Source organism: Burkholderia sp. YHN3-13 (assembly GCF_055810675.1).
In genome coordinates, this window is the sequence record NZ_JBVVNQ010000001.1 from 1039790 (window position 1) to 1064736 (window position 24947).

Annotated in this window: 30 protein-coding genes and 1 pseudogene; 12 read left to right on the forward strand and 19 right to left on the reverse strand. The window is 67.0% G+C overall.

Annotation, left to right across the window (positions count from 1 at the left end):
* Positions 1-217: 217 nt before the first annotated feature.
* Together AC0KUR_RS04690 and AC0KUR_RS04695 are read right to left on the reverse strand one after the other, a co-directional pair.
* Positions 218-688 (reverse strand): cupin domain-containing protein, encoded by a 471-nt coding sequence (locus tag AC0KUR_RS04690; RefSeq protein WP_473375444.1) that lies wholly within the window; start codon positions 686-688, stop codon positions 218-220.
* 127 nt (positions 689-815) lie between these two features.
* Complete coding sequence (locus tag AC0KUR_RS04695) at positions 816-2039, reverse strand: Zn-dependent hydrolase (RefSeq protein ID WP_124608175.1); 1224 nt, start codon at positions 2037-2039, stop codon at positions 816-818.
* A 144-nt stretch (positions 2040-2183) separates the two neighbouring features.
* On the opposite strand from AC0KUR_RS04695, the gene AC0KUR_RS04700 reads away from it, so the two are divergent.
* Positions 2184-3101 carry a LysR family transcriptional regulator gene (locus tag AC0KUR_RS04700; RefSeq protein WP_473375445.1) on the forward strand — a complete coding sequence of 306 codons (918 nt, stop codon included), beginning with the start codon at positions 2184-2186 and terminating at the stop codon, positions 3099-3101.
* Positions 3102-3104: 3 nt separating this feature from the next.
* Here AC0KUR_RS04700 and AC0KUR_RS04705 read toward each other — a convergent pair whose 3' ends face one another.
* On the reverse strand, positions 3105-4457 hold the full coding sequence (locus tag AC0KUR_RS04705; protein ID WP_473375446.1) for a pyridoxal phosphate-dependent decarboxylase family protein: 1353 nt from the start codon (positions 4455-4457) through the stop codon (positions 3105-3107).
* Positions 4458-4488: 31 nt separating this feature from the next.
* Positions 4489-4788 (reverse strand): ArsR/SmtB family transcription factor, encoded by a 300-nt coding sequence (locus AC0KUR_RS04710; RefSeq protein ID WP_473375447.1) that lies wholly within the window; start codon positions 4786-4788, stop codon positions 4489-4491.
* Between the two features lie 344 nt (positions 4789-5132).
* Between AC0KUR_RS04710 and AC0KUR_RS04715 the strand changes: the two genes are divergently transcribed.
* The 4 genes from AC0KUR_RS04715 (at position 5133) to AC0KUR_RS04730 (ending at position 7985) form a co-directional block, all read left to right on the forward strand.
* Positions 5133-5450, forward strand: a complete 318-nt coding sequence (locus tag AC0KUR_RS04715; protein WP_034188621.1) for a co-chaperone GroES — start codon at positions 5133-5135, stop codon at positions 5448-5450.
* Positions 5451-5531: 81 nt separating this feature from the next.
* Positions 5532-7154: a chaperonin GroEL gene (gene groL / locus AC0KUR_RS04720; RefSeq protein ID WP_059560015.1), complete on the forward strand. Its 1623-nt coding sequence runs from the start codon at positions 5532-5534 to the stop codon at positions 7152-7154.
* 107 nt (positions 7155-7261) lie between these two features.
* The gene (locus AC0KUR_RS04725) at positions 7262-7516 is read left to right on the forward strand and encodes a hypothetical protein (RefSeq protein ID WP_034188622.1); all 255 of its coding nucleotides are present in this window, start codon (positions 7262-7264) and stop codon (positions 7514-7516) included.
* Positions 7517-7643: 127 nt separating this feature from the next.
* Complete coding sequence (locus AC0KUR_RS04730; protein ID WP_034188576.1) at positions 7644-7985, forward strand: hypothetical protein; 342 nt, start codon at positions 7644-7646, stop codon at positions 7983-7985.
* 93 nt (positions 7986-8078) lie between these two features.
* Here the strand turns inward: AC0KUR_RS04730 and AC0KUR_RS04735 are convergent, their stop codons facing one another.
* The 3 genes from AC0KUR_RS04735 to AC0KUR_RS04745 form a co-directional block, all read right to left on the reverse strand.
* On the reverse strand, positions 8079-8642 hold the full coding sequence (locus tag AC0KUR_RS04735) for an Hsp20/alpha crystallin family protein (RefSeq protein ID WP_034188577.1): 564 nt from the start codon (positions 8640-8642) through the stop codon (positions 8079-8081).
* A 131-nt stretch (positions 8643-8773) separates the two neighbouring features.
* Positions 8774-9181, reverse strand: coding sequence for an Hsp20/alpha crystallin family protein (locus AC0KUR_RS04740; protein ID WP_069704381.1), 408 nt, complete (start codon positions 9179-9181; stop codon positions 8774-8776).
* A 15-nt stretch (positions 9182-9196) separates the two neighbouring features.
* Entirely contained in the window at positions 9197-9637 is a 441-nt protein-coding gene (locus AC0KUR_RS04745; RefSeq protein ID WP_473375448.1) for an Hsp20/alpha crystallin family protein, read from the reverse strand.
* A 249-nt stretch (positions 9638-9886) separates the two neighbouring features.
* Between AC0KUR_RS04745 and AC0KUR_RS04750 the strand changes: the two genes are divergently transcribed.
* Positions 9887-10309, forward strand: coding sequence for a hypothetical protein (locus tag AC0KUR_RS04750; protein ID WP_473375449.1), 423 nt, complete (start codon positions 9887-9889; stop codon positions 10307-10309).
* A 45-nt stretch (positions 10310-10354) separates the two neighbouring features.
* Here AC0KUR_RS04750 and AC0KUR_RS04755 read toward each other — a convergent pair.
* Positions 10355-10690: pseudogene (locus AC0KUR_RS04755) on the reverse strand (class I SAM-dependent methyltransferase); the annotation flags it as partial.
* A gap of 3 nt (positions 10691-10693) precedes the next feature.
* Positions 10694-11581: a LysR family transcriptional regulator gene (locus AC0KUR_RS04760; protein WP_034191147.1), complete on the reverse strand. Its 888-nt coding sequence runs from the start codon at positions 11579-11581 to the stop codon at positions 10694-10696.
* A 126-nt stretch (positions 11582-11707) separates the two neighbouring features.
* Between AC0KUR_RS04760 and AC0KUR_RS04765 the strand changes: the two genes are divergently transcribed.
* On the forward strand, positions 11708-12745 hold the full coding sequence (locus tag AC0KUR_RS04765) for an aldo/keto reductase (RefSeq protein ID WP_124670189.1): 1038 nt from the start codon (positions 11708-11710) through the stop codon (positions 12743-12745).
* A gap of 208 nt (positions 12746-12953) precedes the next feature.
* A complete protein-coding gene (locus AC0KUR_RS04770) occupies positions 12954-13430 on the forward strand; it encodes a GNAT family N-acetyltransferase (RefSeq protein WP_473375450.1) in 477 nt (158 codons plus the stop codon).
* Between the two features lie 186 nt (positions 13431-13616).
* Here AC0KUR_RS04770 and AC0KUR_RS04775 read toward each other — a convergent pair whose 3' ends face one another.
* Entirely contained in the window at positions 13617-14342 is a 726-nt protein-coding gene (locus tag AC0KUR_RS04775) for a class I SAM-dependent methyltransferase (protein WP_059560115.1), read from the reverse strand.
* A 190-nt stretch (positions 14343-14532) separates the two neighbouring features.
* On the opposite strand from AC0KUR_RS04775, the gene AC0KUR_RS04780 reads away from it, so the two are divergent.
* Positions 14533-15522 (forward strand): hypothetical protein, encoded by a 990-nt coding sequence (locus tag AC0KUR_RS04780; protein WP_473375451.1) that lies wholly within the window; start codon positions 14533-14535, stop codon positions 15520-15522.
* A gap of 222 nt (positions 15523-15744) precedes the next feature.
* Positions 15745-16338, forward strand: a complete 594-nt coding sequence (locus tag AC0KUR_RS04785) for a DUF4410 domain-containing protein (RefSeq protein ID WP_034189610.1) — start codon at positions 15745-15747, stop codon at positions 16336-16338.
* A gap of 148 nt (positions 16339-16486) precedes the next feature.
* On the opposite strand, the gene AC0KUR_RS04790 is transcribed toward AC0KUR_RS04785, so the two are convergent.
* The gene (locus AC0KUR_RS04790) at positions 16487-16912 is read right to left on the reverse strand and encodes a hypothetical protein (RefSeq protein WP_124610187.1); all 426 of its coding nucleotides are present in this window, start codon (positions 16910-16912) and stop codon (positions 16487-16489) included.
* Between AC0KUR_RS04790 and AC0KUR_RS04795 the strand changes: the two genes are divergently transcribed.
* Both AC0KUR_RS04795 and AC0KUR_RS04800 read left to right on the forward strand, forming a co-directional pair.
* A complete protein-coding gene (locus AC0KUR_RS04795; RefSeq protein ID WP_124610188.1) occupies positions 16902-17711 on the forward strand; it encodes a TlpA family protein disulfide reductase in 810 nt (269 codons plus the stop codon). The genes AC0KUR_RS04790 and AC0KUR_RS04795 overlap by 11 nt on opposite strands.
* Positions 17712-17795: 84 nt before the next feature.
* Positions 17796-18647 (forward strand): ion transporter, encoded by an 852-nt coding sequence (locus AC0KUR_RS04800; protein WP_034189611.1) that lies wholly within the window; start codon positions 17796-17798, stop codon positions 18645-18647.
* Between the two features lie 59 nt (positions 18648-18706).
* Here the strand turns inward: AC0KUR_RS04800 and AC0KUR_RS04805 are convergent, their stop codons facing one another.
* The 8 genes from AC0KUR_RS04805 to AC0KUR_RS04840 form a co-directional block, all read right to left on the reverse strand.
* Positions 18707-19378: a MarC family protein gene (locus tag AC0KUR_RS04805; RefSeq protein WP_124610189.1), complete on the reverse strand. Its 672-nt coding sequence runs from the start codon at positions 19376-19378 to the stop codon at positions 18707-18709.
* A 149-nt stretch (positions 19379-19527) separates the two neighbouring features.
* On the reverse strand, positions 19528-19980 hold the full coding sequence (gene arsN2, locus AC0KUR_RS04810) for an arsenic resistance N-acetyltransferase ArsN2 (protein WP_226252049.1): 453 nt from the start codon (positions 19978-19980) through the stop codon (positions 19528-19530).
* 111 nt (positions 19981-20091) lie between these two features.
* Positions 20092-20814 carry an arsenical resistance protein ArsH gene (arsH, locus tag AC0KUR_RS04815; RefSeq protein WP_034189614.1) on the reverse strand — a complete coding sequence of 241 codons (723 nt, stop codon included), beginning with the start codon at positions 20812-20814 and terminating at the stop codon, positions 20092-20094.
* A 22-nt stretch (positions 20815-20836) separates the two neighbouring features.
* Positions 20837-21910: an ACR3 family arsenite efflux transporter gene (gene arsB / locus AC0KUR_RS04820; protein ID WP_473375452.1), complete on the reverse strand. Its 1074-nt coding sequence runs from the start codon at positions 21908-21910 to the stop codon at positions 20837-20839.
* Positions 21911-21973: 63 nt separating this feature from the next.
* On the reverse strand, positions 21974-22468 hold the full coding sequence (locus AC0KUR_RS04825) for an arsenate reductase ArsC (protein WP_473375453.1): 495 nt from the start codon (positions 22466-22468) through the stop codon (positions 21974-21976).
* 22 nt (positions 22469-22490) lie between these two features.
* Positions 22491-22826, reverse strand: a complete 336-nt coding sequence (locus tag AC0KUR_RS04830) for an ArsR/SmtB family transcription factor (protein WP_473375454.1) — start codon at positions 22824-22826, stop codon at positions 22491-22493.
* A 115-nt stretch (positions 22827-22941) separates the two neighbouring features.
* A complete protein-coding gene (locus AC0KUR_RS04835) occupies positions 22942-23940 on the reverse strand; it encodes a serine protease (RefSeq protein ID WP_473375455.1) in 999 nt (332 codons plus the stop codon).
* A gap of 205 nt (positions 23941-24145) precedes the next feature.
* Positions 24146-24862: an outer membrane protein gene (locus AC0KUR_RS04840; protein ID WP_034189619.1), complete on the reverse strand. Its 717-nt coding sequence runs from the start codon at positions 24860-24862 to the stop codon at positions 24146-24148.
* Positions 24863-24947: the final 85 nt, after the last annotated feature.

Consider the following 24947-nt stretch of genomic DNA (forward strand, 5'->3'; position numbering starts at 1 on the left):
GCCGGACGCATGTATTTATTGCCGCATTCTGGGTGCCCGAAAAGGACGCACCGGCATGTCGACATGCCGGCGCCCGGGAACGGACAACGCGCACAAGCGTGCCCAAATAAACGTGATTTCTCTACCCCGTGTTTTTACGAATTTTTATTTTGTTTATCTAAACAAAAGTCAATTGATTCGATTTTTATACGGGATCCGGTATTGATGACGTGACCAGTCACGACGACTGCTTCGGCAGATCGACGTAATCCTCGAGTTCCCCGGCGATATAAAGCCGCTTGCCAATTCGCGGGTATTCGCAGACGTCGTGTTCGAGCCGCTGCCCGCCGACGAGCAGTTCCAGCGGCGCATCGCCGGTGTTCTGCACCGTATGCGCTTCGCCGCCGCGCGGGAAGCCGATGAAATCGCCCGGCCCGATTTCACTGGCGCGTTCGCCGATCGTGACCAAACCCGTGCCGGCCAGCACGTAGACGAACTCCTCTTCGTACAGGTGGCGGTGATATTCGGCCGATTCGTGACCGGGCATCAGCGTGAGCAGGTGAACACCGAATTGCGTCAGGCCGGTCAGGTCGCTGAGTTGTCGCTTGAGACGAACGGCATTGGGATTCAGCGAATGCACCGCGCGCGTCGGTTCCATCTTCTCGATATCGGCGGCCTTCAGCAGTTCCCGGGGAAAGGGAGTCGACATGGGAATCTCGCAAGCGTGAATGCGTCAGTTGAATGCGGCGCCGGCGCGGCGCGCGCAGCGGTCATTGTCCGACATTTTCACGCTTGCAAGGCGCGTCAGGCCGCCCCTGCGACCCGGCCAACGCGGGCTAACGCGCGCAATCGGCCAGCAGGTTCGCCAGCACGGACGCCCCTTGCGCGAGGTGCACCGGATCGGCGTCTTCCGCTTCGTTGTGGCTCAGGCCGGCCTTGCACGGCACGAACACCATCGCGGACGGCGCGACGTACGACAGGTTCACCGCGTCGTGCCCCGCGCCGCTGCACATCTCCAGGTACGGATAGCCGGCGGCGGCCGCCGCACGCCGCACGCGTGCGACGCATTCCGCATCGAACACCACCGGCTCGTATTCGGCGATGGTCTGCACTTCCACCGTCGTACCGCGCAGCGCGGTGCGCCGCAAGCAGATCGCTTCGATGTCGGCGACGAGCTGCTGCAACGCCGGCCGCGACGGGTGACGCACGTCGACGCTGAAGCGGACCTTGCCCGGTATCGTGCTCGGCGAATTCGGCTGGCACGCGACATGGCCGACCGTCACGCGCGCATCGGCGTCGAATGCGTGGCCGTGCTCGACGATCGCGGCGATCATCGCGGCCGCCGCGCCCATCGCGTCGCGGCGCACGCTCATCGGCGTCGTGCCTGCATGCGATTCGAAGCCGCTCACCGTGACGTCGAGTTCGTAGATGCCCTGCACGCCCATCACGACGCCGATCGGCAAGCCGGCCTGCTCCAGCACCGGCCCTTGTTCGATATGCGCTTCGAAATACGCGTTGGGCATCTGCCGCTCGCGCGCGGGGCCGGCGAAGCCGGTGCGTTCGAGTTCGTCGCGCAGCAGCACGCCCGTCTGCATGCACGGGCGGGCCAGCGCGTAGTCGAGATCCAGCGAGCCGGCATAAACGGCCGAGCCCATCATGCCCGGCGTGAAGCGCGAACCCTCTTCGTTGGTCCACGCGACGACGTCGATCGGATGCCGCGTTTCGATACCGTGCTCGTTCAGCGTGCGGATCGCTTCGAGGCCCGCCAGCACGCCGTAGACACCGTCGAAACGTCCGCCGAGCGGCTGCGTGTCGAGATGGCTGCCGCACATCACGGCCGGCAGGTCGGGCTGCGTGCCGGGCCGGCGCGCGAACACGTTGCCGATCGGATCGATGCGGACCTCGCAGCCGGCTGCCTCGCACCATGCGATGAAGCGGCGCCGGCCCCGCGCGTCGTCGTCGGTCAGCGCGAGCCGGCAGCTCCCGCCGTGCGCGGTCGCGCCGATCGTCGCCATCTCCATCAGCGAATCCCACAGCCGTTGCTGGTTAACGAGAATCATCGCGACCGCTCCTGAAAAGCCCCGAGCATATACACTCGACCCAATAAGAAAAATCCAAGATTTCGTTGTGGACGATAACTTTTCCTTGTCACTCGGGGTTCCACCCGACACCCCGCGCCTTCCCCGCAACCGGATCGATCGGTCATGAAGCTCAAGCAACTCGATGCGTTTCTCGCGGTCGCCGAGCATCGCACCATTCGCGGCGCGGCGCGCGCGCTCGGCGTCACGCAACCGGCCATCAGCAGCATCGTGCGCGAGCTCGAACAGGAGTTGGGCGTGCCGCTCGTCGTGCGCAGCGTGAAAGGGATCGAACTGACCGACTACGGCAGCGCGTTCGCGATTCGCGCGCGGCTGATCGTCGAGGAGATCCAGCGCACGCGCGACGAGATCGAGCAGTTGCGGCTAGGCACGACCGGCTCGGTGTCGATCGCGGTCAGTCCGACCGTCGCGTTGACGATCCTGCCGCGCGCGTTCGCCGCATTCACGCGCGACCTGCCCGACGCGACACTGAACGTCGACGACGCGCTCACCGCGACGGATCTCGCGCGGCTGCGCGACGGTTCGCTCGATTTCATCGTCACGCATCAATTGTCGAACGCGATGCCGGACCCCGACGCGTTCGCGAGCATTCCGTTGTTCCGGACCGCGTTCGCGGTCGTCGCGAGAAACCGGCATCGGCTCGCGCGCGCCCGCTCGCTGCGCGAGCTCGTCGATGCGCACTGGTGCGTGCCGCGCTACGGCGAAGGCGGGGACGATCTGGTGTGCTCGATCTTCACGCCGTTCGGCCTCGACGTGCCGAAGCGGGTGGTTCACTGCCCGTCGTTTGCCGCGACGCTCGGGCTCGTGTCGCAGACGGATGCGCTCGGCGTGTTCGCGCGGCCGCTCGCGGACGTCGAACGCAAGTCGCGCGGAATCGTCACGCTGGATCTCGCCGAGCCGATGCCCGCGTTGACGGTTGCGATCGTGATGCGGCGGCATGCATGGCTGACACCGGCCGCGCTACACCTCATCGAATGCCTGAAAGTTGCATCCGCAACCATCACGGCCACGGCCGACGCGTGACGCTCAGCGCACGTGCACGCCGCGCAGCTCCGTCAGCAATGCGACGAGCCGGTCGATGTGCGCATCTTCCGTGCGCCACGACGACACGCTGATCCGGAACGCCGGCCGCCCCTGCCACACGGTCGCGCCGAACCATACGTCGCCCGAGGCCTGCGCGGCGTCGAGGACCGCCGCGGTTTCCGCGTCGGTGCCGGCGCGCACGAGCACCTGGTTCAGCACGACGCGGTTCAACACGTCGTAGCCGGCCGCCCGCAGCCCGTCCGCGACCCGCGCCGCCTGCGCGCAATGCCGTTCGACCATCGTGGCCACGCCGGCGCGGCCGAGCGCACGCAGCGCGGCCCAGACGGGGATGCCGCGCGCACGCCGCGAGAATTCGAGGTTCAGGTTCTTCTGCGCATCGTGCGCGCCGCTCAGGTAGACGGCGTCGCTGTTCATCGCGGTGGCAAGCGCGGCCGGGTCGCGGCAGATCACCATCGCGCCGTCGTACGGCGTGTTGAGCCACTTGTGGCCGTCGGTCGTCCAGCTGTCCGCGCCGTCGATGCCGTCGGTCAGCGCGCGCTTCGCCGACGCGCGCGCCCACAGGCCGAACGCGCCGTCCACGTGTACCCAGGCGCCGGCCGCCTTCGCGGGCGGAATCAGCGCCGCGAACGGATCGAATTCGCCGGTGTTCACTTCGCCGGCCTGCACGCAGAGGATCGTCATGTCGTCGAGCGGCGGCAACTGCGCGGGGTCGATGCGGCCGTGCGCATCGACCGGCGCGACGACGATGCGCTTCATCCCGAAACCGAGCACGCGCAGCGCCTTTTTCACCGTGATGTGCGCGAGCGCGGAGATCACGACCTTCACTTCCGGCGCGCCGGTCAGGCCGTCCTCGTCGATGTCCCAGCCCTTGCGCGCGAGCAATGCGCGCCGCGCGGCCACCAGCGCGACGAGCGTGCAGGCCGTCGCGCTCGTGCCGAAGCCGACCGCGCTGCCTTCGGGCAACGCGAGCACGTCGACGACCCAGCGCGCGGCCTGCCGTTCGAGCGTCGCGGCCACCGGCGAATTCGCATACGACGACGCGCACTGGTCCCACGCAAGCATCAATCGTTCGGCCGCGGCGGCAGCCGGCAGCGTCGCGCCGATCACGAAGCCGAAGTAGTTCGGGCCGTTCGATGCGACCGTCGCGGGCGTGCCGCGCTCGTCGAGCAGGCGCAGCACGTCGTCGGCCGGGCGGCCCGTATCGGGCAGCGGTTCGTCGAAAGCGGCGAGGCCGGCCAGCGCGGCCGCGTCGGGAAACGCGCGCCGGTCGGCGGTTGCAGCCAGATACGCGTGCGCGCGCCGGTCGGCGTCGGCCAGCAGTGCGAGTTCGTCCATGTCGGTTGCCTCGGTGGGAATCAGCGGTGCGTCAGAGTTGCGAGAGATCGCGGCCGAGCTGCTGGAGCGCGCCGTCGATCCGCTTGTAGTACGTGAACTTGCCGACACGCGTGGCCCGCACGAGCCCGGCATCCGCGAGGATGCGCATGTGGCGCGTGGTCGTGGCCGGCGCGATGCCGAGCTTCTCGGTGATGTACGTGCAGCACACGCCGAGCGCGTCGATATCGCCGTGCGGCTGCGGCGGGAAATGCTCGCGCGGCTGCTTGAGCCAGCGCAGCACGGCCAGACGGCTTTCGTTGGCCAGGGCGCTGATGCGGGAGACGTCGTCCATGAGATGCGGTTTCGTTTGACGTTTTGAATATTAGCTAAATGACGAAACGTGGGCAAGGGGGCGAACGGCGATGTCGGCGGGCGATGTCGTTCGCCGTTCAGGGGCACCGCCATGCGACGCGATCGCGCCTCATATGCCCTCGGCACGGTCCCTCACCTCTTGCCATCGCCACGAAACAATTTGTTACAAACAGCCGTTTTCACCCCCTCTTGAAGCGCGCGACGGGCGCCTCTATTTCGCAATCCGCCAGACATTGGCTCGGCTGCATGGCGGCGTTCCACGCGCCCCGCTACCCGCAGCCGGATTCCCTTATTGGTGATCCTTTAATCGCTCAGGAGATGGAAATGCAGATTCGTCCCCTCTACGACCGGGTTATCGTCAAGCGAATCGAAACGCAGCGGACGACGGCTTCGGGCATCGTGATACCCGATTCGGCGGCGGAAAAACCGGAACAAGGCGAAATCGTCGCAGTCGGCAACGGCCGGCTGCTGCAGGACGGCACGCTGCGCGCGCTCCAGTTGAAAGTCGGCGACCAGGTGCTCTTCGGCAAATACGCGGGCCAGACCGTCAAGGTGGACGGCGAGGAACTGCTGGTCATGCGCGAAGAGGACGTCATGGGCGTACTCGAACCCGGCTCGCAAGCCGCCCGACAAGCGGCCTGACACCCGCTTCGACCGCGCCGCACCGGTGTTGGCCCGGTGTGCGCGGCATTCCGATCAACGACTTTTTCCGGAGCAATCAAAATGGCTGCAAAAGACGTGAAATTCAGCGACGGCGCGCGTAACCGCATCGTCAAGGGCGTGAACGTGCTGGCCGATGCGGTGAAGGTGACGCTCGGTCCGAAGGGCCGCAACGTGGTGATCGAGCGCAGCTTCGGCGCGCCCGTGATCACCAAGGACGGCGTGTCGGTCGCGAAGGAAATCGAGCTGAAGGAGCGCTTCGAGAACATGGGCGCGCAGATCGTCAAGCAGGTCGCGTCGAAAACCGCCGACGTGGCCGGCGACGGCACGACGACCGCCACCGTGCTCGCGCAGGCCATCGTGCAGGAAGGCATGAAGCATGTCGCGGCCGGCCTGAATCCGATGGACCTGAAGCGCGGCATCGACAAGGCCGTCGGCGCGGTGCTCGACGAGCTGCGCACGCTGTCGAGGCCGATCTCGACCCACAAGGAAATCGCGCAGGTCGGCGCCATTTCCGCGAACGCGGACGAGGCGATCGGCAAGATCATCGCCGACGCGATGGAGAAGGTCGGCAAGGAAGGCGTGATCACGGTCGAGGACGGCAAGTCGCTCGACAACGAGCTCGACGTGGTCGAAGGCATGCAGTTCGATCGCGGCTATGTCAGCCCGTACTTCATCAACGATCCGGACAAGCAGGCCGCCTATCTCGACGACGCGCTGATCCTGCTGCACGACAAGAAAATCTCGAGCATTCGCGATCTGCTGCCGATTCTCGAGGCCGCATCGAAGGCCGGCAAGCCGCTGCTGATCGTCGCGGAAGATGTCGAGGCCGAAGCGCTCGCGACGCTCGTCGTGAATGCGATGCGCGGCATCCTGAAGGTCGCCGCCGTCAAGGCGCCGGGCTTCGGCGACCGGCGCAAGGCCATGCTCGAGGACATCGCGATCCTGACCGGCGCGACGGTCATCTCCGACGAAACCGGCAAGCAGCTCGACAAGGCCACGCTCGACGATCTCGGCCGCGCGAAGCGCGTCGAGGTGCGCAAGGACGACACGATCATCATCGACGGCGCGGGCGACGCGGCGCGCATCGATGCGCGCGTGAAGTCGATCCGCGTGCAGATCGACGAAGCGACGAGCGACTACGATCGCGAGAAGCTGCAGGAGCGCGTGGCGAAGCTCGCGGGTGGCGTCGCCGTGATCAAGGTCGGCGCGGTCACCGAAGTCGAAATGAAGGAAAAGAAGGACCGTGTCGACGATGCGCTGCATGCGACGCGCGCGGCGGTCGAAGAAGGGATCGTGCCCGGCGGCGGGGTCGCGCTGCTGCGCGCACGCGCGGCGCTGTCGGACCTCAAGGGCGCGAACGCCGATCAGGATGCCGGCATCCGGATCGTGCTGCGCGCGCTCGAGGCACCGCTGCGCGTGATCGTGTCGAACGCGGGCGACGAACCGTCGGTCGTGATCGCGAAGGTGCTCGAGGGCAAGGGCAACTTCGGCTACAACGCGGCGACCGGCGAGTACGGCGATCTCGTCGAGGCAGGCGTGGTCGACCCGACCAAGGTCACGCGTACGGCGCTGCAGAACGCCGCGTCGATCGCGGGGCTGATCCTGACGACGGATGCAACGGTCGCCGACGCCCCGAAGGACGAAAAGCCGGTGCAAGCCGCCGCACCGGAACTCGAGTACTGACCCGGCAGCGGGTCGTGCACGCGCCGGCCAACAGTCGCGGCCGGCGCCATTCGTTCGGCGCCGCACGCTGCCATTCACGCGGCGCCGCTTTTTTTCCGGCGACCGACATGAAACTCGAACTCTGCATCGACTCGAAACGGCTCGACATCGAACTCGACGACGTCGTGGCCGGACTGCTGGCCGCCCGGCTGAACCTGCCCGCGGGCACGGACAACCGGGACGCGCTCGCGCGCTATCTCGGCAAACAGGGCGAGCCCTGGAGCCTCGACGAAGAGCACATGCGCAGGCGCATCCTTCGCCGCCTGATTCTGGATATCGCCGACCCGGCGCTGGTCATCCGGCATCTCATGGCCGGCGAATGAACTCGACCGGCCCATCGGGCCGGAGCCGAGGCTGCGGCGTCACAGGCGCGCGCCTCGATCGTCCTGCCATCCCGCTGAATCGGACATCACCATGCCCAGCGAACCTCGTTCGTCCGTCCGCTCGTCGATGGGGCTGCCTGCCGGCGTGCTCGGGCGGGACTACCTGACGTTCTTGCAACTGGCAGTCGATGACGCGCTTCTCGGCAACGCGTCAAGCGACGTCGAAGCGCTGGAAGAAGCGAAAACCGCGATCCGGCTGGGCGCCATGCGCGCGGCACGGCCGGCGATGAAAGTGTTCTTCGACGGCTGCCGGTTCTGGCTCGCCAGTCACTTTCACCGCTACGAGGCGGCCCGTCGGCTCGGTGCCCGTCATCAGGAATTCTGGTGCGAGATCGCACCGGGGCCGAAGGACGATGCCGTGAGACATGCGTCGAGCGTCGCCGGCTTCACGCCCGTGCGTCACTCCTGACCGGCGGACAAAAAACCGGCCGCGCCGCGGCCTGCGCCAACCGCCCGGCGCGCCCGGTATCCGGCCGCCGCCCCGGCACGTTGCCGGTCTGGCCTAGTGGATCTCGATCGTGCGACTCAGGGTCCGCGCCGGCTCGGATTTCGGCACGGTCAGCGTCAGCACACCGTTGTCGAACTTCGCCAAGGTACGGTCGGGGTCGGCGTTTTCCGGCATCGGGATCGTGCGCACGAAGCTTCCATGGGCACGCTCCAGCCGGTAACAGCCGTTTTCCTCGCTGCGCACGTCCTGCTTTTTCTCTCCGCGCAGCACGATCGCGCCGTCCTCGACGCTCACCTTCAGATCCTCGCGCGCCATTCCGGGCAGTTCGGCGGTCACGCGAAGCACCGGTCCTTCATCGACGACGTCGATGCGCGGCTGGAAGCGCGACGAACTGAAGTCGCCGAACCATCGTTCGAGCGCGCCACGGCCGGCGAACGGGTCATGAAGGAACGTCTCCACGACACGCCACGGCTCCCGCGAGAGCAGTCGCGGAATGTCGGGCCACGAGGCCTGCCACGGTTCGCTCGTTTGCGGGTTTTCCGGGCCGTCCCCGTCGGACTTGCGGGCCGCGCCGCGCAGGAACTTGAACGGGTTCCATTTTTTCGGATCGGTATTCATGGCGTCCTCCGATGATGTCCTTTCCCGGGATTGCCGCGTGACAGCGGACGCCGGTGCCCCCTGCGTCCGGTTCGCGACGGGCGGCCGCACGGTCGCGGCCGCCCAGGCTCCCGATTTGCCGTTGCCGAAGGTCAACCGGTCTTGACTTCGATGCGCCGCGGGCGCGCCTCGTCGCGACGTGGGAGGGTCAGTTTCAACACGCCGTCCCGGAGGCTCGCCTCGATCTTCGACGTGTCGAAGTCCGGCGACAGCGTGAACGTCCGGGCGAAGTGCGGCTCCCGGACCTCCGCATGCTGCAGGCGCAGTTGGGCGGGCGTCGGCACCGCCGCCTCGGCCTCGATCGAGAGGCTGCCGTCGTGAACCTTGACGTCCAGCTTGTCCTTCGTCACGCCGGGCAGATCCGCCCACAGGGTGATGCCCTGGCTGTCCTCGTATATGTCGACGGCCGGCGTGAGGGTGATCCGGCGCGCGGGCTGTTCCGTGGCGCGACGCGTGAGGGCGGACGGGTCGCGTTCAGCCAGTTGGGTCGTGTCGTTCATGATCGCCTCCTTGCGTTACTGGACAGAGATGGCGCGCGGCCTCGACGACTCGCGCTTGCCGACGCTGATCGACAGGCAGCCGTTGTCGTAGCGCGCCTGGACCTTGTCGGGATCGGCCGTGTCGGGCAACTCGATGACGCGCCGAAAGGTGCCGGCAAAGCGCTCCTGCGCATAGGTGCGCGTCTCGCTTCCCGTGTCGGGTTGGGTCGACCGCCGCTCGCCGCTGATGATCAGCAGTCCCTTGTCGATCGACACATCGAGTTCGTTGGCATCGATTCCCGGCGCGAACGCGACGATCTCGATCGACTCGTCGGTCGCGCCGATGTTGATCTGCGGAAACGTGCCGGACCGGCCGGCGCGGATGCTGGACGGGAAGCCGCCGAAGCGTTGCGCCATCTGCTGCTGCAGGCGGTCCAACTCGCCGAAGAAGTCGGTTCCGAAGTAAAGATCGCTCATGATCGTATCCTCCTCGAGTGCAGCCGGGAGGCGAACGGGCCTACGCGCTCCAGTTCGCCTGCCGGACTGCCGGCAAACAAATCGAAACACGCAGCGCGCGGGATGAGGTCACTCGCGCGTCTGCCTAAGCGAAAATCAAGATAGGCACTCCGCGGAAAATTTCAAGCCGGGCCGGCGGATTTTCGCACTTGAAATTCCGGTGCTGGAACCTATCATCGCAGCGACCCGGAACTGCATGCGGAGAACGTCATGGAATTCGACACGGACTGGCTCACGCTGGGCAGGCATCGCGTCCGGCTGCGCTCGACGAAAGGCTTTCCGACCGAAACGATGCGCACCGTGACCGAGGTCGTCCGGCTCGCGATCGACCACAACATGAGCGCGCGGGCGCGGCTCGTCGAAGTCGTCTGCCGGCAGGAGCGGACCTACGACGTGCTGGTCGGCACGACGATGGCGGAGGACCAGGTTTGTGCACCGCAACTTGAAGCGGCGGTGGCGGTCGTGCTGGGCCTGCTGCCCGAGCAGATCAACATCACGGTCACCCCCGTCACGCAGAAGGAGGTCGACCTGCACTTCGGCGTGTACGAGCGGATGCTGTCGGAGAAGCTGAATACGACGCCACCGATCCGCGGACCGGTCGGTCCGCCGCCCGAAAACAGCCGGGCCGGATGACGGGAAGGCCGTTGCGCCAGGTGTGCCACGTCGGACGTTCACCCCGACCGGCCGCGCCTTGATCCACCGAAACAGCGGCATACGCGCCCATTGCCTCAGTTGATCCGTATCGGCGTGATCGGGCTGCGGCCCCGCGAAGCCGCCGCGATCGCGGAACGGATGCACGAGCGAGATGAACAGCAGCCCGTCCGGCTTCAGCACGCGGCGCGCCTCGTGCAACGCGCGCTGCATGTCGTCGAGGCCCATCAGCACGTTGTACGCCATCACGAGATCGAAGCTGGCATCGTCGAACGGCAGCGCCGCCGCGTCGGCCAGTTGATAGCGATGCGCGGAATCGGCATGACGCGCGGCGTCGAGCATCGCGGGCACCGCGTCGCTCGCGTGTCACGTCGTCGCCAGCGCCTGCGCCAGCCTGTCGATCAACGCACGCACGCGCCTCGGCTGCGCGGCGCTGCCCGGATAGACGATCTGCAGATCGACGTCGCCCGGCGAGAACGCACCGAGCACCTCGACCAGTGCGCCGGACGCCAGATCCTGTTCGACGTCGACCAGCGACTTCAGCGCAACGCCATGCCCCGCGATGCACCACGCGCGCACGAGCGCGCCGTCGTTGGCCACGCGGCGGCCACGCACCATCACGCGCTTCGGTTCGCCATCGATGCTGAACGGCCATTCGGCATACAGGTCCGGCCCGAAGCGCATCACGATGCAGTCGTGAGCGGCGAGCTCGTCCGGATGCACCGGCGTGCCGTGCGCGGCGAGATACGCAGGCGACGCGCACACCACGCGCCGCGCGCGGCCGAGCAAACGGCTGCGCAGCGAACTGTCCGCAAGCGTGCCGCGGCGGATCGCGAAATCGAGCCCCTGGCCGACGAGATCGACGTAGCCGTCGCCGAGATGCAGGTCGACCGTCACGCCTGGATGCTCGGCCAGAAACGCATCGACGACGGGCACCACGCGCTCGCGCCCGAGATCGGCCGGCGCACTCAGCCGCACGGGCCCCGACAATGTCTGCACGCCGAGCCGCACGCGGCTTTCGAGTTCGTCGGCCTCGGCCAGCAGGCGCCGCGCGCCGTCGACGAGCGTGCGGCCCTCGTCGGTCAGGCTGATCGCGCGCGTCGTGCGCGTGAGCAACGCCGCGCCGTAGTGGCGCTCGAGCGCCGTCAGCCGCTCGGACACCGTGGCCGGCGACAGGCCGACCTCGCGACCCGCCGCGGCCAGCCCGCCCTTCTCCACGATGCGCAGGAACAGCGCGAGATTGTCGAGCAGCATTGTTCGCCTCTTCCGAAGGATATTTTCGCTATCTTCAGGATTATCAGGAAAAGTCGCAAACGATACATTGAGTGGCCGACGATCGACATGCGGCCCCGCTCGCTCACCCGACCAAAGGAAACGCAGATGGAATACCGTACGCTCGGCCGTTCCGGCCTCAAGGTTCCCGTCCTGAGCTTCGGCGCAGGCACCTTCGGCGGCACCGGCCCGCTGTTCGGCGCATGGGGCAACACGGGCGTCGATGAAGCGCGCCGCCTCGTCGACATTTGCCTCGAAGCCGGCGTCAACCTGTTCGACACGGCCGACGTGTATTCGGACGGCGCGTCCGAGCGCGTGCTCGGCGCGGCGATCAAGGGGCGTCGCGACCAGGTGCTGATCTCGACGAAAACGGGCTTGCCGACCGGCGACGGTCCGAACGATGCAGGCACGTCGCGCGCGCGGCTCGTGCGCGCCGTCGACGACGCACTGCGCCGCCTCGACACCGACTACATCGACCTGCTGCAGCTGCACGCATTCGATGCGGGCACGCCGGTCGAGGAAGTGATGTCGACGCTCGACGATCTCGTGCGCGCGGGCAAGCTGCGCTACATCGGCGCCTCGAACTTCGCCGGCTGGCAGATCATGAAATCGCTCGCAGCGGCCGATCGGCACGGCTGGTCGCGCTATGTCGCCAACCAGGTCTACTACTCGCTCGTCGGCCGCGACTACGAATGGGACCTGATGCCGCTCGGCGCCGACCAGGGCCTCGGCGCACTCGTGTGGAGCCCGCTCGGCTGGGGCCGGCTCACCGGCAGGATCCGCCGCAACGCGCCCCTGCCCGAAGGCAGCCGCCTGCATGAAACGGCCAGCTACGGGCCGCCGGTCGACGACGCACGCCTGTACGACGTGGTCGATGCACTCGACGCGATCGCGGAGGAAACCGGCAAGACGGTGCCGCAGATCGCGCTGAACTGGCTGCTGCAGCGGCCGACCGTGTCGTCGGTGATCGTCGGCGCGCGCAACGAGGAACAGTTGCGGCAGAACCTCGGCGCGGTCGGCTGGGCGCTGACCGATGCGCAGGTCGCGAAGCTCGATGCGGCGAGTGCGGTCGAAGCGCCTTATCCGTACTTCCCGTATCGCCGGCAGGCGGCGTTCGCGCGGTTGAACCCGCCGCTGCGCGGGTAAGCCTCCGCGCCGAACCCGTCCGCGCATCCCGAACGTGTTGCCGGGTCGTCATGATCCTGTTGCGCGGCTGCTTGCGGGTTGGCCGTGGCACCATGAAATGCCGCCGGCCTGGGCCTACCCATGGTGCCGTGAACTTCCTATCGTGGAGACCTGCGACGCGTCGGCCGGATCGGCCGCGCGCGCCCTTCTCATCGAAAGGCCCGCCAACATGAATGCCGACGACACCGGACTGACCGTACGCGCGGTCACGGAAGACGACTACGACCAGTGGCTGCCGCTGTGGGACGGCTATAACCGCTTCTACGGCCGTTTCGACGACACGGCCCTGCCGATGCGCATCACGCAGCTCACGTGGTCGCGCTTCTTCGACGCCTACGAACCGATGCATGCGCTCGTCGCCGAACGCGCAGGCCGGCTCGTCGGGCTCGTGCATTTCCTGTATCACCGCAGCACGACGCTGGCCGGACCGACCTGCTACCTGCAGGACCTGTTCACGCTCGACAGCGAGCGCGGCCAGGGCGTCGGCCGCGCGCTGATCGAGGCCGTGTACAACACCGCGCGTGCGCATCGCGCCGAACGCGTGTACTGGCAGACGCACGAGACGAATCACACGGCGATGCGGCTGTACGACACCGTCGCGGAAAAGCCGGGGGCCGTGCTCTACCGGAAGGAGTTGTCGCGCTGAAAGGGATGAAAACGGGTGTCGGAATGCTGGCCGTCTCACGTCGACAAGCCACAGTAGCCCAGGGGATACGAGATCCGTCATTCCATCGGTTTCTGCATCCCCACGGCTACCCGTTCAACGCGTCAATTCATGTTCTCATCCGGACAGGCGAACCCATCGTCGTCGCCCGACCTTGACCGCCCGCGCTCACCCCACCGGCCGCGCCTTGATCCACAAAAACAGCGGCACGCGCGCCCATTGCTTCAGTTGATCCGTATCGGCGTGATCGGGCGGCGGCTCGCGTAGCGACACGATCGCGAGCCCCGCCGCTTCCAGCGCTTCCATGTACGCCTGCAGCGGCAGCGACCAGCCCGCGAAGTGCATCGACAGCCCGTCGCGCGTTTCCACGCCGTCGAAATGCGCGCGCCCGAAATAGCTGCCCTTCAGCACGAACGGCGCGTCGGGCTGCGGCCCCGCGAAGCCGCCGCGATCGCGAAACGGATGCACGAGCGAGATGAACAGCAGCCCGTCCGGCTTCAGCACGCGGCGCGCCTCGTGCAACGCGCGCTGCATGTCGTCGAGGTCCATCAGCACGTTGTACGCCATCACGAGATCGAAGCTGGCATCGTCGAACGGCAGCGCCGCCGCGTCGGCCAGTTGATAGCGATGCGCGGAATCGGCATGACGCGCGGCGTCGAGCATCGCGGGCACCGCGTCGCTCGCGGTCACGTCGTAGCCGAGCGCCTTCAGCTCGCGGCTCACGCGGCCCTCGCCGCAGCCGATCTCCAGGGCGGTGCCGGTGCCGCGGCCGATGTAGGCCGCGAGCCCGGCGCGGTATTTCCAGAATGCGTCGTGGCCCGGCTTGCCGGCCCAGCCGATCCATTGGTCGGCCACCTGCGTCCAGTGTTCGGTGATGGCTTTCGTGTTCGTCATGTCCGCTTCCGCCCGGTATTCGTCGTTGCCCAGGATGCGCATGGTAAGCCGAAGCGGCGAACGGCGCGGGCGGATTGGCCATCCGGCCGGTTTCCGTTTCCGGCCGCGACGTCCTACAGTTACGGCAAACAACCCGTGCCGCCGCGCATCGCCCCGTTCGACGATGCGCACCCGATTCCGAGGAAAATCCATGCCGAGCATCCTGGCCGCCCCCGCCGATCTCCCGCCGAGCGCCGTCGCGGCGGAAACGCGCATGGTGCGCGACGTCGCGACGCTGAAGCCGTCCGACTACCGTGCGGCGGACGGCGCGTCGTGGGTCATCTCGACCATCACGCCGGCAAAGGACAGCGGGCAGAACGTCACCGGCACGACGGTTTTCGACACCGCGAAAGGCCGCACCGTCCCGGTGCCCGACGCGCGCCGCCGCTACGCGAATCGCGGCACGTGGCAGGTCGTCGCGAGTTCGAGCCCCGCCGTGCCGGCGACGGGCCATTACGACTGGCTGACGCTCGCGTGGCTGCCGATCAACCGGCGGCCGCTGCCGCAAACGCCCGAGCACCTGTATTCGCCGTTCATTCACGGTGGCACGATCGTGTACCGGTGGAATCCGGCGGCGGAAGGCGGTGAGCAATTCGGCAACGTCAGGATGATCTTTCCGGCATGGACGCAGCAGGTGGCCGACGCGCTGCGATCTGCACCGGCAGCCGCGCCCGCCAGCGTGCCTGCGCTCGATCGGCTGGATGCCGACCGCAATCCGATGACCGCCGTGCTCGACTTCGGCGATGCGCTGCGCGACGAACCGGTCGAGCGGATCGTCGCGCGGCTGCCGGCGTTGCTGCAGGTCAAGGACCTGCATGAACTGTCGGCGCTCGTGTTCCTGTGCCTGTCCGGGTCGCGCGCCGAAGACCGGCCGCGTCTCGTCGAAAGGATCGACGCAGCCATCGCGGGCACCGATGACCCGGCACGCCTGCTGGCAATCGCGTACGGGACGTTCGCCGCGGGGCGGGCGCAACCGGTACCGTTTGGCGACCCGGCGCGGATCGCACTCATCAACGACGTATTCGGCGCGCTGAAACGGCGGACGTCGGCACTCGGCGTACCGGTTACGGAAGGGTCGCCGTGGTACGAGTTCTTCACCGCGTATCGGCTAGGCGAATCGGCATCCCGCAACGGCCAGTAATCGCTCGTCAATAGACGACCTCGCAAACGCAATGGCGAATCCCCATCGCCGTTCACCACTCACCGTGCATTGTCCCGGCCATTCATTGGCGTACTCACACCGCGACGAATAAACACCGATTCGATTTTCGATCTATTCGTCGAATTGAATCCGGTCGCCCCGTGTTAAATTCCCGCCCGGCCACAGAGCCAATTCAAATAACCCAGATCAAAAGACCAAATCATGAAATCTCTTTTCCGCCACGCCGCGCTGGCATTCGTGACGATCGGCTTCCTGTCGGGCTGCGCCAGCAGCGTGACACGCGACGCCAGCGATCCGGCCGGGGCCGCCGTGACCGCATCGACGACGAAATTCGGCACGAAACCCGTGATCGTGAAGGTCACGCTCGACAATGCCGCGCAGGAAGCGTTGAAAGACAACCTGAAGTTCGACGCGAAGAAACTGCAGGAAAAAATCGAAAGCGCGCTGGATGCACGCAAGCTGCTGGCAAAGGCGGATTCGACCGATGCCATGCATCTGAACGTCGAAGTCAACAGTATTCGCGTGCGCTCGAGCTTCTCCGCCGTCATGTTCGGTTTCATGGCCGGCAACGATCACGTCGACGGCACCGTGACGCTGCTCGACGCCGACAACCACCCGATCGACCGTTTCAAGGTGTCGGCATCGTATGCACTCGGCGGCATCGCCGGCGGGATGGACGATACGCGCATGAACTGGCTGTACGAGAAGTTCACCGAGAAGACGCTGACCACGCTCGAACCGGCGGCCGGCGCGCAGCAGGCTGACGCGGCACCGGCTGCTTCGAAGAAGCTGTAAGACTCGACGCTCGACGGGCCGCGGATGCGCGGCGCGTCGAGCCACCGCGGCATCCCCGTGCCGCCGCCGACGAACGGCCGCGCCGAGCGCAAGCCGGGCGTCAAGCAATGCGCGAGTGAATGCCCTGTGCTCGCATGTGGCAGCGTTCCTATTCCGTTGAACCAGCCGATATGAACCGGATTGCGGCCGCGCCCACCGACCGCCACAAGGCATTCACGCCCGCATGCACCGCGCTGAAAAAGCGGCCGCTCGCAAAAGGAGCGGCCGTCAAGGAGAGATCCCTGTTCGGGATACCGGAGGACACCACATCTCGCCGGTATGCGTATTGTTGACGAGCGGTATTCCGCTGACCATCAGACCAGTCTGATTCGCAGCCCTTCCGAATGTCGGTCACGGTCCTGCTCCACGCGCGTTCACCGAATCCGCAACACGCCGTTACGTTCTCGAAGGGAACCGCGTTGCGCGGCAACCGGTCGAAACGCCGCATGACCGTCGACGGTTTCATCGCCGCGGCGGACAATCCCTTCTCCTTCCCCGCTCGTTCACCTCCACTCATCCCTTTCATGCTGAGCATCGGTCCCTTCTCGATTCGCGTCGTCGCGGTCGCCGTCGCCGCGCTGCTGGCGTGGCTCGTCGCGCGTTTCATCCAGCGGCGCCCGCCTGACGGACATCACAAGACCGCCTCGAGCCTGATCCTGGACGTGCTGCTGCTCGGGCTGATCGCCGCGCGCGCCGGCTACGTCGCGCAGTGGTGGCCGGACTATGCGGCATCGCCGCGCTCGATCGTCGCGCTCGGCGACGGCGGTTTCGACTGGCGTATCGGTGTTGCAACCGCCCTGGTGTTCGCGGGCTGGCGCTTGCGCCGCCTGCCCGCGCTGCGTCGACCGGTGCTGGCCGGCATCGTCGCGGGCCTCGGTGCGTGGGGGATCGCGCAAGGCACGCTGGCGACGTTGCAGCAGAGCGCCGCGCCGCTGGCCGCGCTGCAACTCCGCGCGCTCGATGCCGCGCCCGTGTTGCCGGCAAGCTTCGTCGGCAAGCCGGTGGTCGTGAACCTGTGGGCGACGTGGTGCCCGCCGTGCCAGCGCGAAATGCCGATTCTCGAACAGGCGCAGCGCGACCATCCCGGCATCACGGTGCTGATGCTCAACCAGGGCGAAAATGCGCAGGTCGTGCGCGCATTCCTCGAACAAAAGGGCCTGCGCTTCGATCACGTGCTGCTCGATCCGTCGCTGCATGCGATGCATGCGTACGGCTCGCGCGGGCTGCCGACCACCTTGTTCTTCAACGCGCGAGGCGAACTCGTCGAGTCGCACATGGGCGAGCTGACCGCCGCGCGGCTGAAGGACGCCATCGCGCAACGCTTCGGGCAGTAACGCCCGCGGAGCGGCCGGTTGGGCGGCGCCGGAATCAGACACGTCCGATAGGCCCTGCGGCGCGTCGTCCGTACACTCGGGCGCATGAATTCGCTGAATCCGACCGCCTTCGACACGGTACGCGATGCCGTGCGGCAATGCGTGCATCGTCCGTCGTTCATCCGCAAGCTCGACGTCGCGGTACTCGCGCTGATCGTCGCGAGCGTGCTCGTCGTGATGGCCGACAGCGTGCAGGAACTGCACGCGCAATACGGCCGCACGCTCTACGCGGCCGAATGGGCGTTCACGCTGCTGTTTTCGGCCGAATACCTGCTGCGTCTGTTCACCGCGAAGCGGCCCGCCGCGTATGCGCGCAGTTTCTTCGGCATCGTCGATCTCGTGTCGGTACTGCCGACCTATCTCGCGTTCTTCTTCCCCGGCCTGCATGCGCTGATCGACGTGCGGCTGCTGCGCTTGCTGCGCGTGTTCCGCATTCTCGGGCTGTCGATCTATCTCGAGGAAGGGCAGATGCTGATCCGCGCACTCGCGCGCGCGCGTCGCAAGATCTTCGTGTTCATCGGCGGGATGTTCGTGCTCGTCGTGATTCTCGGCACGGTGATCTTTCTCGTCGAAGGGCCCGAGCACGGGATCACGAGCATTCCGGTGGGCGTCTACTGGGCGGCGGTGACGATGAGCACGACCGGCTACGGCGATCTCACGCCCGTCACGCCGCTCGGCCGGCTGATCACGTCGTGCGCGATCCTGCTCGGCTACGGGATCATCGCGTTTCCGACGGGGATCATGGGCGCGGAACTCGTCGCGTCGGCGCTCGAGCGCAAGCGCGCGGGCGATGCACGTGCCGGCTGTTGTCCGCATTGCGGCAGCGTGTTGCCGAAGGACGATGCGGCCGGTGCCGCGGCGCACGATTCACGCCCGGCCACGCCACCGGCGGAATAAGACCGGGCCGCTTCAGCTCGACTCCGCGACCACCGGCACGGGTGCCAACCCCTTCTTCGTCATCCGCCCTGCCCGCCGAACGTCTTCACGAACTCCGACAGGCCCGTCAGCATGATCTGCACGCCGACGCACAGCAACAGGAACGCGGACACGCGCATCGCGACCTTCGTGCCTTCTCCACCGAGATAACGCGCGAGCGTCGTCGCGCGGCTGTAGATCTGCCAGATCGCGAACGCGACCAGTGCCGCGACCGCCACCGACACCACACCCGACAACAGGTAGTCGGCGGCCGTATGCGCGCGGTTCGCATGCAGCGCGATACCGGCCGCGATCGAGCCGGGCCCGATCGTCAGCGGCACCGTGAGCGGAAAAAACGCACGCGTCATCAGCTTCTGCAAGTCGTCACCATGCACGGCAACGTCGCCGCCCGCCGGCACGTCCGGCGCGTTCAGCATCGACCAGCCGGCCACCGCCACCGCGAAGCCGCCGCCGATGCGCAGCGCCTCCATCGAAATCCCGAAGAAGTTCAGCACCGGCGCGCCGACGAAGAAGATCACGAGCAGCGTGAAGAACACGTTCGTCGCGAGCTGCTTCGACAGCGTCGCGCGCTCGGCTTCGGTCAGCGATTGCGTGCGCTCGAGAAACACGAACGCCATGCCGAACGGGTTGATGATGCCGATCAGGCCCGTGAAGCCGAACAGGATTTCAGGGATCAGGCGGTCGAGCTGCATCGCGATCGTGCTCTCCGGTGACGAACGGGAATAAAAAAGCGGCCAGTCGAGAAGACCGGCCGCGAAGAGGAGATATCTCCATGATCCGGCACACGGGGTATGCCGGGCCGCAGAAACCGAATTGTCGGGAATGTGAACCGGGAAGGGAATCAGCCGAGTCCGATTCTGTCGTCGCAGACCATCAGCATCGCGACGGCCGATCCCGGACAGACACCCTGAAACTGGCTGGACGCCAACAACGGCTCGGGCACATCCTCGCGGACAATACGGACGAAACCCTGCCCGGCGAAGTAGTCTTCCGCCGTCGTGGTCAGCAACCCGATCGACCGGACGGCCCGCGCGCGGCATTCCGCGAGCAGGCGGGCCACCAGCATCCGCCCGACGCCGGCGCGACGCGCGTGCTCGACGACGGCGATCGAACGCACGAGCGCATGGCGTCCGTGGAACTCGATTCCGCCACACCCCACGATGCCGGATGCCGCGTCGGCCACAACGAAATGCGGCAGAGACAAGGCGACGCCCTCGGTCGGCAAGCCGCTGGCTCGAAGCAGTGCTTCGATCGAGGCCAGATCGGACTCGGTCGCTTGACGAACAGGTACCATGGTTCCACTCCCGGTTTGCAGTGACGTCGCTGGATCCAGCACGCTCCGGCCAATCCAACGCCGCGCAACGAAACGTGCCTGAGCGTCTCGGCGTTGATTCGACAACGAACGCTAAATACGCGCTTGATTGACGCGTTTCGACAGTGCCTCCGCGCTTTCTTTCCGCTCGCTGTACCGGTCGACCAGATAGGGGCCGACGTCGCGCGTCAGCAGCGTGAACTTCACCAGTTCCTCCATCACGTCCACCACCCGGTCGAAATACGCCGACGGCTTCATCCGCCCGGCTTCGTCGAACTCCATGAACGCCTTCGCCACCGACGACTGGTTCGGGATGGTCAGCATGCGCATCCAGCGCCCCAGCACCCGCATCTGGTTCACCGCGTTGAACGACTGCGAACCGCCGCTCACCTGCATGACCGCGAGCGTCTTGCCCTGCGTCGGCCGCACGGCGCCGACCGACAGCGGGATCCAGTCGATCTGCGACTTCATGATCCCGGTCATCGCGCCGTGCCGTTCCGGCGAGCACCACACCATCCCTTCCGACCACATCACGAGTTCGCGAAGCTCGACCACCTTCGGATGATGCTCGGGCGCGTCGTCGGGCAGCGGCAGGCCGCTCGGATTGAACACGCGCACCTCGGCGCCCATCGCCGTCAGCAGGCGCCCGGCTTCCTCGACCAGCAGGCGGCTGAACGAACGTTCACGCAACGAACCGTAGAGCAGCAGCAGTCGCGGCGGATGGGTCGAGGGCGACGCCGGCCGCAGCCGGGCGGCGTCCGGCACGCGAAACAGCGCGGCATCGAGTTGCGGCAGATCGTTCACGTGGTCGGTCATGTCTGGATTCCCTGGTGTGTGCTCAGGTCCGGCGCGCGTACCAGTCCTTCGACCGGTTGACGATGCGCACGACCAGCAGCATCGCCGGCACCTCGATCAACACGCCGACGACGGTGGCCAGTGCCGCGCCGGAATGGAAGCCGAACAGGCTGATCGCGGCCGCGACCGCCAGTTCGAAGAAGTTGGACGCGCCGATCAGCGCCGACGGGCATGCGACGTCATGTTGCTCGCCGACCGCACGATTGAGCCAGTACGCGAGCGCCGAGTTGAAAAACACCTGGATCAGAATCGGCACCGCGAGCAGCGCGATCACCAGCGGCTGCTTCAGGACCGCTTCGCCCTGGAACGCGAACAGCAGCACGAGCGTCGCCAGCAGCGCGGCGATCGACCACGGGCCGATCTTGGTCATCGCGGCGTCGAACGCCGCGTTGCCGTGCGCGAGCAGCCGCTTGCGCAGGATCTGCGCGAGGATCACCGGCATGACGATGTACAGCACGACCGACGTGAACAGCGTCGCCCACGGCACCGTGATCGCCGACATGCCGAGCAGCAGCCCGACCAGCGGCGCGAACGCGATCACCATGATGCTGTCGTTCAGCACGACCTGCGACAACGTGAACAGCGGATCGCCGCCCGTCAGCCGGCTCCAGACGAACACCATCGCCGTGCACGGTGCGGCGGCCAGCAGGATCAGCCCGGCGACGTAGCTGTCGAGTTGTTCCGCCGGCAGCAGCGGTGCAAACAGATGGCGGATGAACAGCCAGCCGAGGAACGCCATCGAGAACGGCTTGACCAGCCAGTTCACGACGAGCGTGACGCCGATGCCTTTCACGTGCCGGCGCACGTCACGCAATGCGCCGAAGTCGACCTTGACGAGCATCGGGATGACCATCACCCAGATCAACAGCCCGACCGGCAGATTGACCTGTGCGTACGCCATCCGGCCGATCTGCTGGAACAGGCCGGGCAGCCACTGGCCAAGCGTGATGCCTGCCACGATGCATGACGCGACCCAGACCGTCAGGTAGCGTTCGAAGAAGCTGATCGCGGGTTGCGCGGCGGCCGCTCCGGGCGGCGTGACGGGGGACGTGTTCATCTGACAAGGTTCGTTTTCGAAGCCGCCGGCGGTCGCGTGTCGCGCACGCCGCGCGGCGCATGATCAGTTTTGCGAGATCTCGACCAGCGCTGCCTGGAGTTCGGCATCGCTGATGCGATCGAGCGGCAGCGCCAGCAACTGCAGCATCCGGTAACCGATCGCCTGCCGCGTCAGTTCGAACGCGAGACGCTTGCCTTCGTCGCCGCCCGTCGCGTTCGACGGATCGGCATAGCCCCAATGGATCTTCACGGGGCTGCCGGGCCAGTACGGGCACGGCTCCGACGCCGCGCTGTCGCACACGGTGATGACGACGCGCATGCGGGGCGCGCCGTCGCCGACGAATTCATCCCAGTTCTTGCTGCGGTAGCCGTCGACGTCGACGCCCGCGTTCGTCAGCGCCGCCAGCGCGAACGGATTGAGGCGGCCGCTCGGCGCACTGCCGGCGCTGTAGGCCCGCACGTCCTTGCCGAGTTTCGCGGCCCAATGGTTGAGCATGCCCTCGGCCAGCACGCTGCGGGCCGAGTTGTGGGTGCAGAGGATCAGGACGTTCGTGGTCATGAAAGGCGGGCGCGAGCGCGCTTCAGGATTCGCAGGCGCCGGACGGCGCGCATGCCGGCACCGGCGAGCAAGGATGGCCGCCGCAGCAGTTCTCCGTGAGGTAGGCCAGCAGGCCGTTCATCGTCGCGAAGTTCGCGCAATAGAACACGAAGCGGCCTTCCTGCCGACTGGTCACGAGCCGCGCATGCGCGAGTTCTTTCAAGTGGAAGGACAGCGACGACGGCGGGACCTCGAGCAGCGTGGCGATCTGGCCGGCCGGCATGCCTTGCGGCCCGGCCTGCACCAGCGCGCGAAACACCGCGAGGCGCGACTCGTGCGCGAGCGCCGCGAGAGCGGCAAGGGTCTGGTTCGTTTCCATTATTCGATAATAGTCGAAATATGGAAACCAGGGAAGTCGCGTCGAGGCGCGCGTCGCCCGAGAGCGCGCTGTCCCCGAGAAGAGATGCGCCGGGCCCGCGCGCCACGCGTCTAGGTCAGCGCCCGATCAATCGCGTGTGGCTCGGCAGATCGACCGACAGATCGGCGCCGCCCGCGGCCGGCCGTGACGTGTCGCGCGTCACCGCGAGCCATTGCGTGAACTCGGCGGCAGTCATGCCGACGGCCTGGGCCGAACTCGACACCGGCGCGACTGCCGGCGCGTCCGCCACGCGTGCGGCCGGCTGCGCCTGCAGCGTCGCCTCGCGGGACGCGGTGGCTGCGTTCGGCGCCGCGTCCCGCGCCTTCTTGCCGCGCAACGTGGCGGCAGGCTTCGCCGCCGCACGCGCCGCGATCGCGACCGCGACCGGCTTCCTGCTTGCCGGCGATGCGCGTTCCGCAACCGGCGCCGCGGCTTCCGCAACGACGGCATCCGATGCGATGACCATCGCAACGGCAACCGGCGCGCTCGCCGACGCGCGGCCCGCCTGCGCCGCACGCGATTCCGCGGACACGGTTTTCGCCACGACGGTCGCCGCACGGGCCGCCTGTTCACCCGCCGACGCAGCACGATCGGCCGATACGATCGCGACTTCCGCGGATCGGCCGGTCGCCTGCGCAACCTCCGTGGCGGCGACCGCAGCCGTGGGCGCCACCGAGATCGACGCCTCGTACACCGCGCCGTGCCCGGCCGCATGCTGACGTTCATCGACGAAATGCGTCGCGAAGATGCACGCCGCGCCGAACAGCGCGCACGCCATCAGCGTCAGCCGCCAGCGCCGGCGCAACGGATGCGGCCTGACCCACGCGCGGTTATCCGAACCGAAATCCTCCGCGCGCACGGCCTTCGCGGCCTTGTGCGCCTTCGTTGCGCGCGACGCGACCGCGGCCTGCGCCGAGGCCGGCGGCGCCGCGTGACGCGCGCGCGTCAGATCGAACACGACCGGCGTCGGCCGACGGCTCGCCACGAACGGCCGGCGTCGCCGGCCGTACGGCGGCGGCACGTCCGAGAACGGAAGTGCGAGCGGAATCGCGTATTGCCCGGTGATGTCCTGCATGCTCATGATGTCGACGACGCATTGCGCGACCTCCGCCGCCGCAATCCGTGCTCCCGTAGTTGAACGAATGGCTCCGAGTATCGCCGTCGCACCGGTTGCGGTAAATCGGACTGCGTCACCTTCAGTCCGATCCGGCAGTCAGCCTGGTCCTACCGCCCCCGGGGACCGGAGCGGACGATGCGTCGCCGCGCCGCCGACGTCGCCGTCAGAACCGGCCGCGCAGGCCGATGAACACTTCGTTCGACGACAGCTTCGCCTTCAGCTGCTCGTCGCGCGCGTTGATGCGGTTCGCGAACGTGTTGAAGCCTGTCTCGACGTTGCCCATGTCGACATAGCGATACCCGAGGTCGATCGAGAAACGCTTGTTGATCGCATAGCTCACGCCGGCGCCGGCCGAGTAGGCGAGGTTGGTCTGCGTCTTCGATGCGAAGCGGCGCGCGTCGTTGGTCTGCCAGCCGTCGGCCGACACGATCGCGACACCGATGCCGAGCGTGCCGTACACGGAGAAGCCGCGGCCGAGATCGACATCCTTGTAGCCGTTCAGCATCAGGCGTTGCGCCGACACGTGGAATTCGTTCGCGTTCGCATCGAACGGCGCCCAATAGCTGACGAAGTTGTTGTTGCGCTTGAACACGTATTCGCCTTCCGCGCGCCAGCCGTTGCCGAACTGGTAGCCGAGGCCGAGCGAGCCGGTGACGTTCGAGCCCGTCTCCGGGCCGCCGACGCGGCTCGCGACGCGCGGGCTCGTCAGCTCCATGTTCACCGCGTTGTCGAACGCGCCGATGATGCGGCCCGTCGCGTAGTAGCCGGCGTCGCTCGTGTCGGCGGCCTTCTTCGGTTCCGGCACGGCGACGTTGTCGGCGAAAGCGGCACCCGAGAACAGCAGGGCGAGCGTGGAGGGCAGGGCAAAGCGCTTGATCATGATGAATCCGGTTCCTTGACGATGAATGGCTTGTCGGAGAAGCCGTCATCGTAGGAACCGCGCGACGATCGTTGCACCCGGTCGC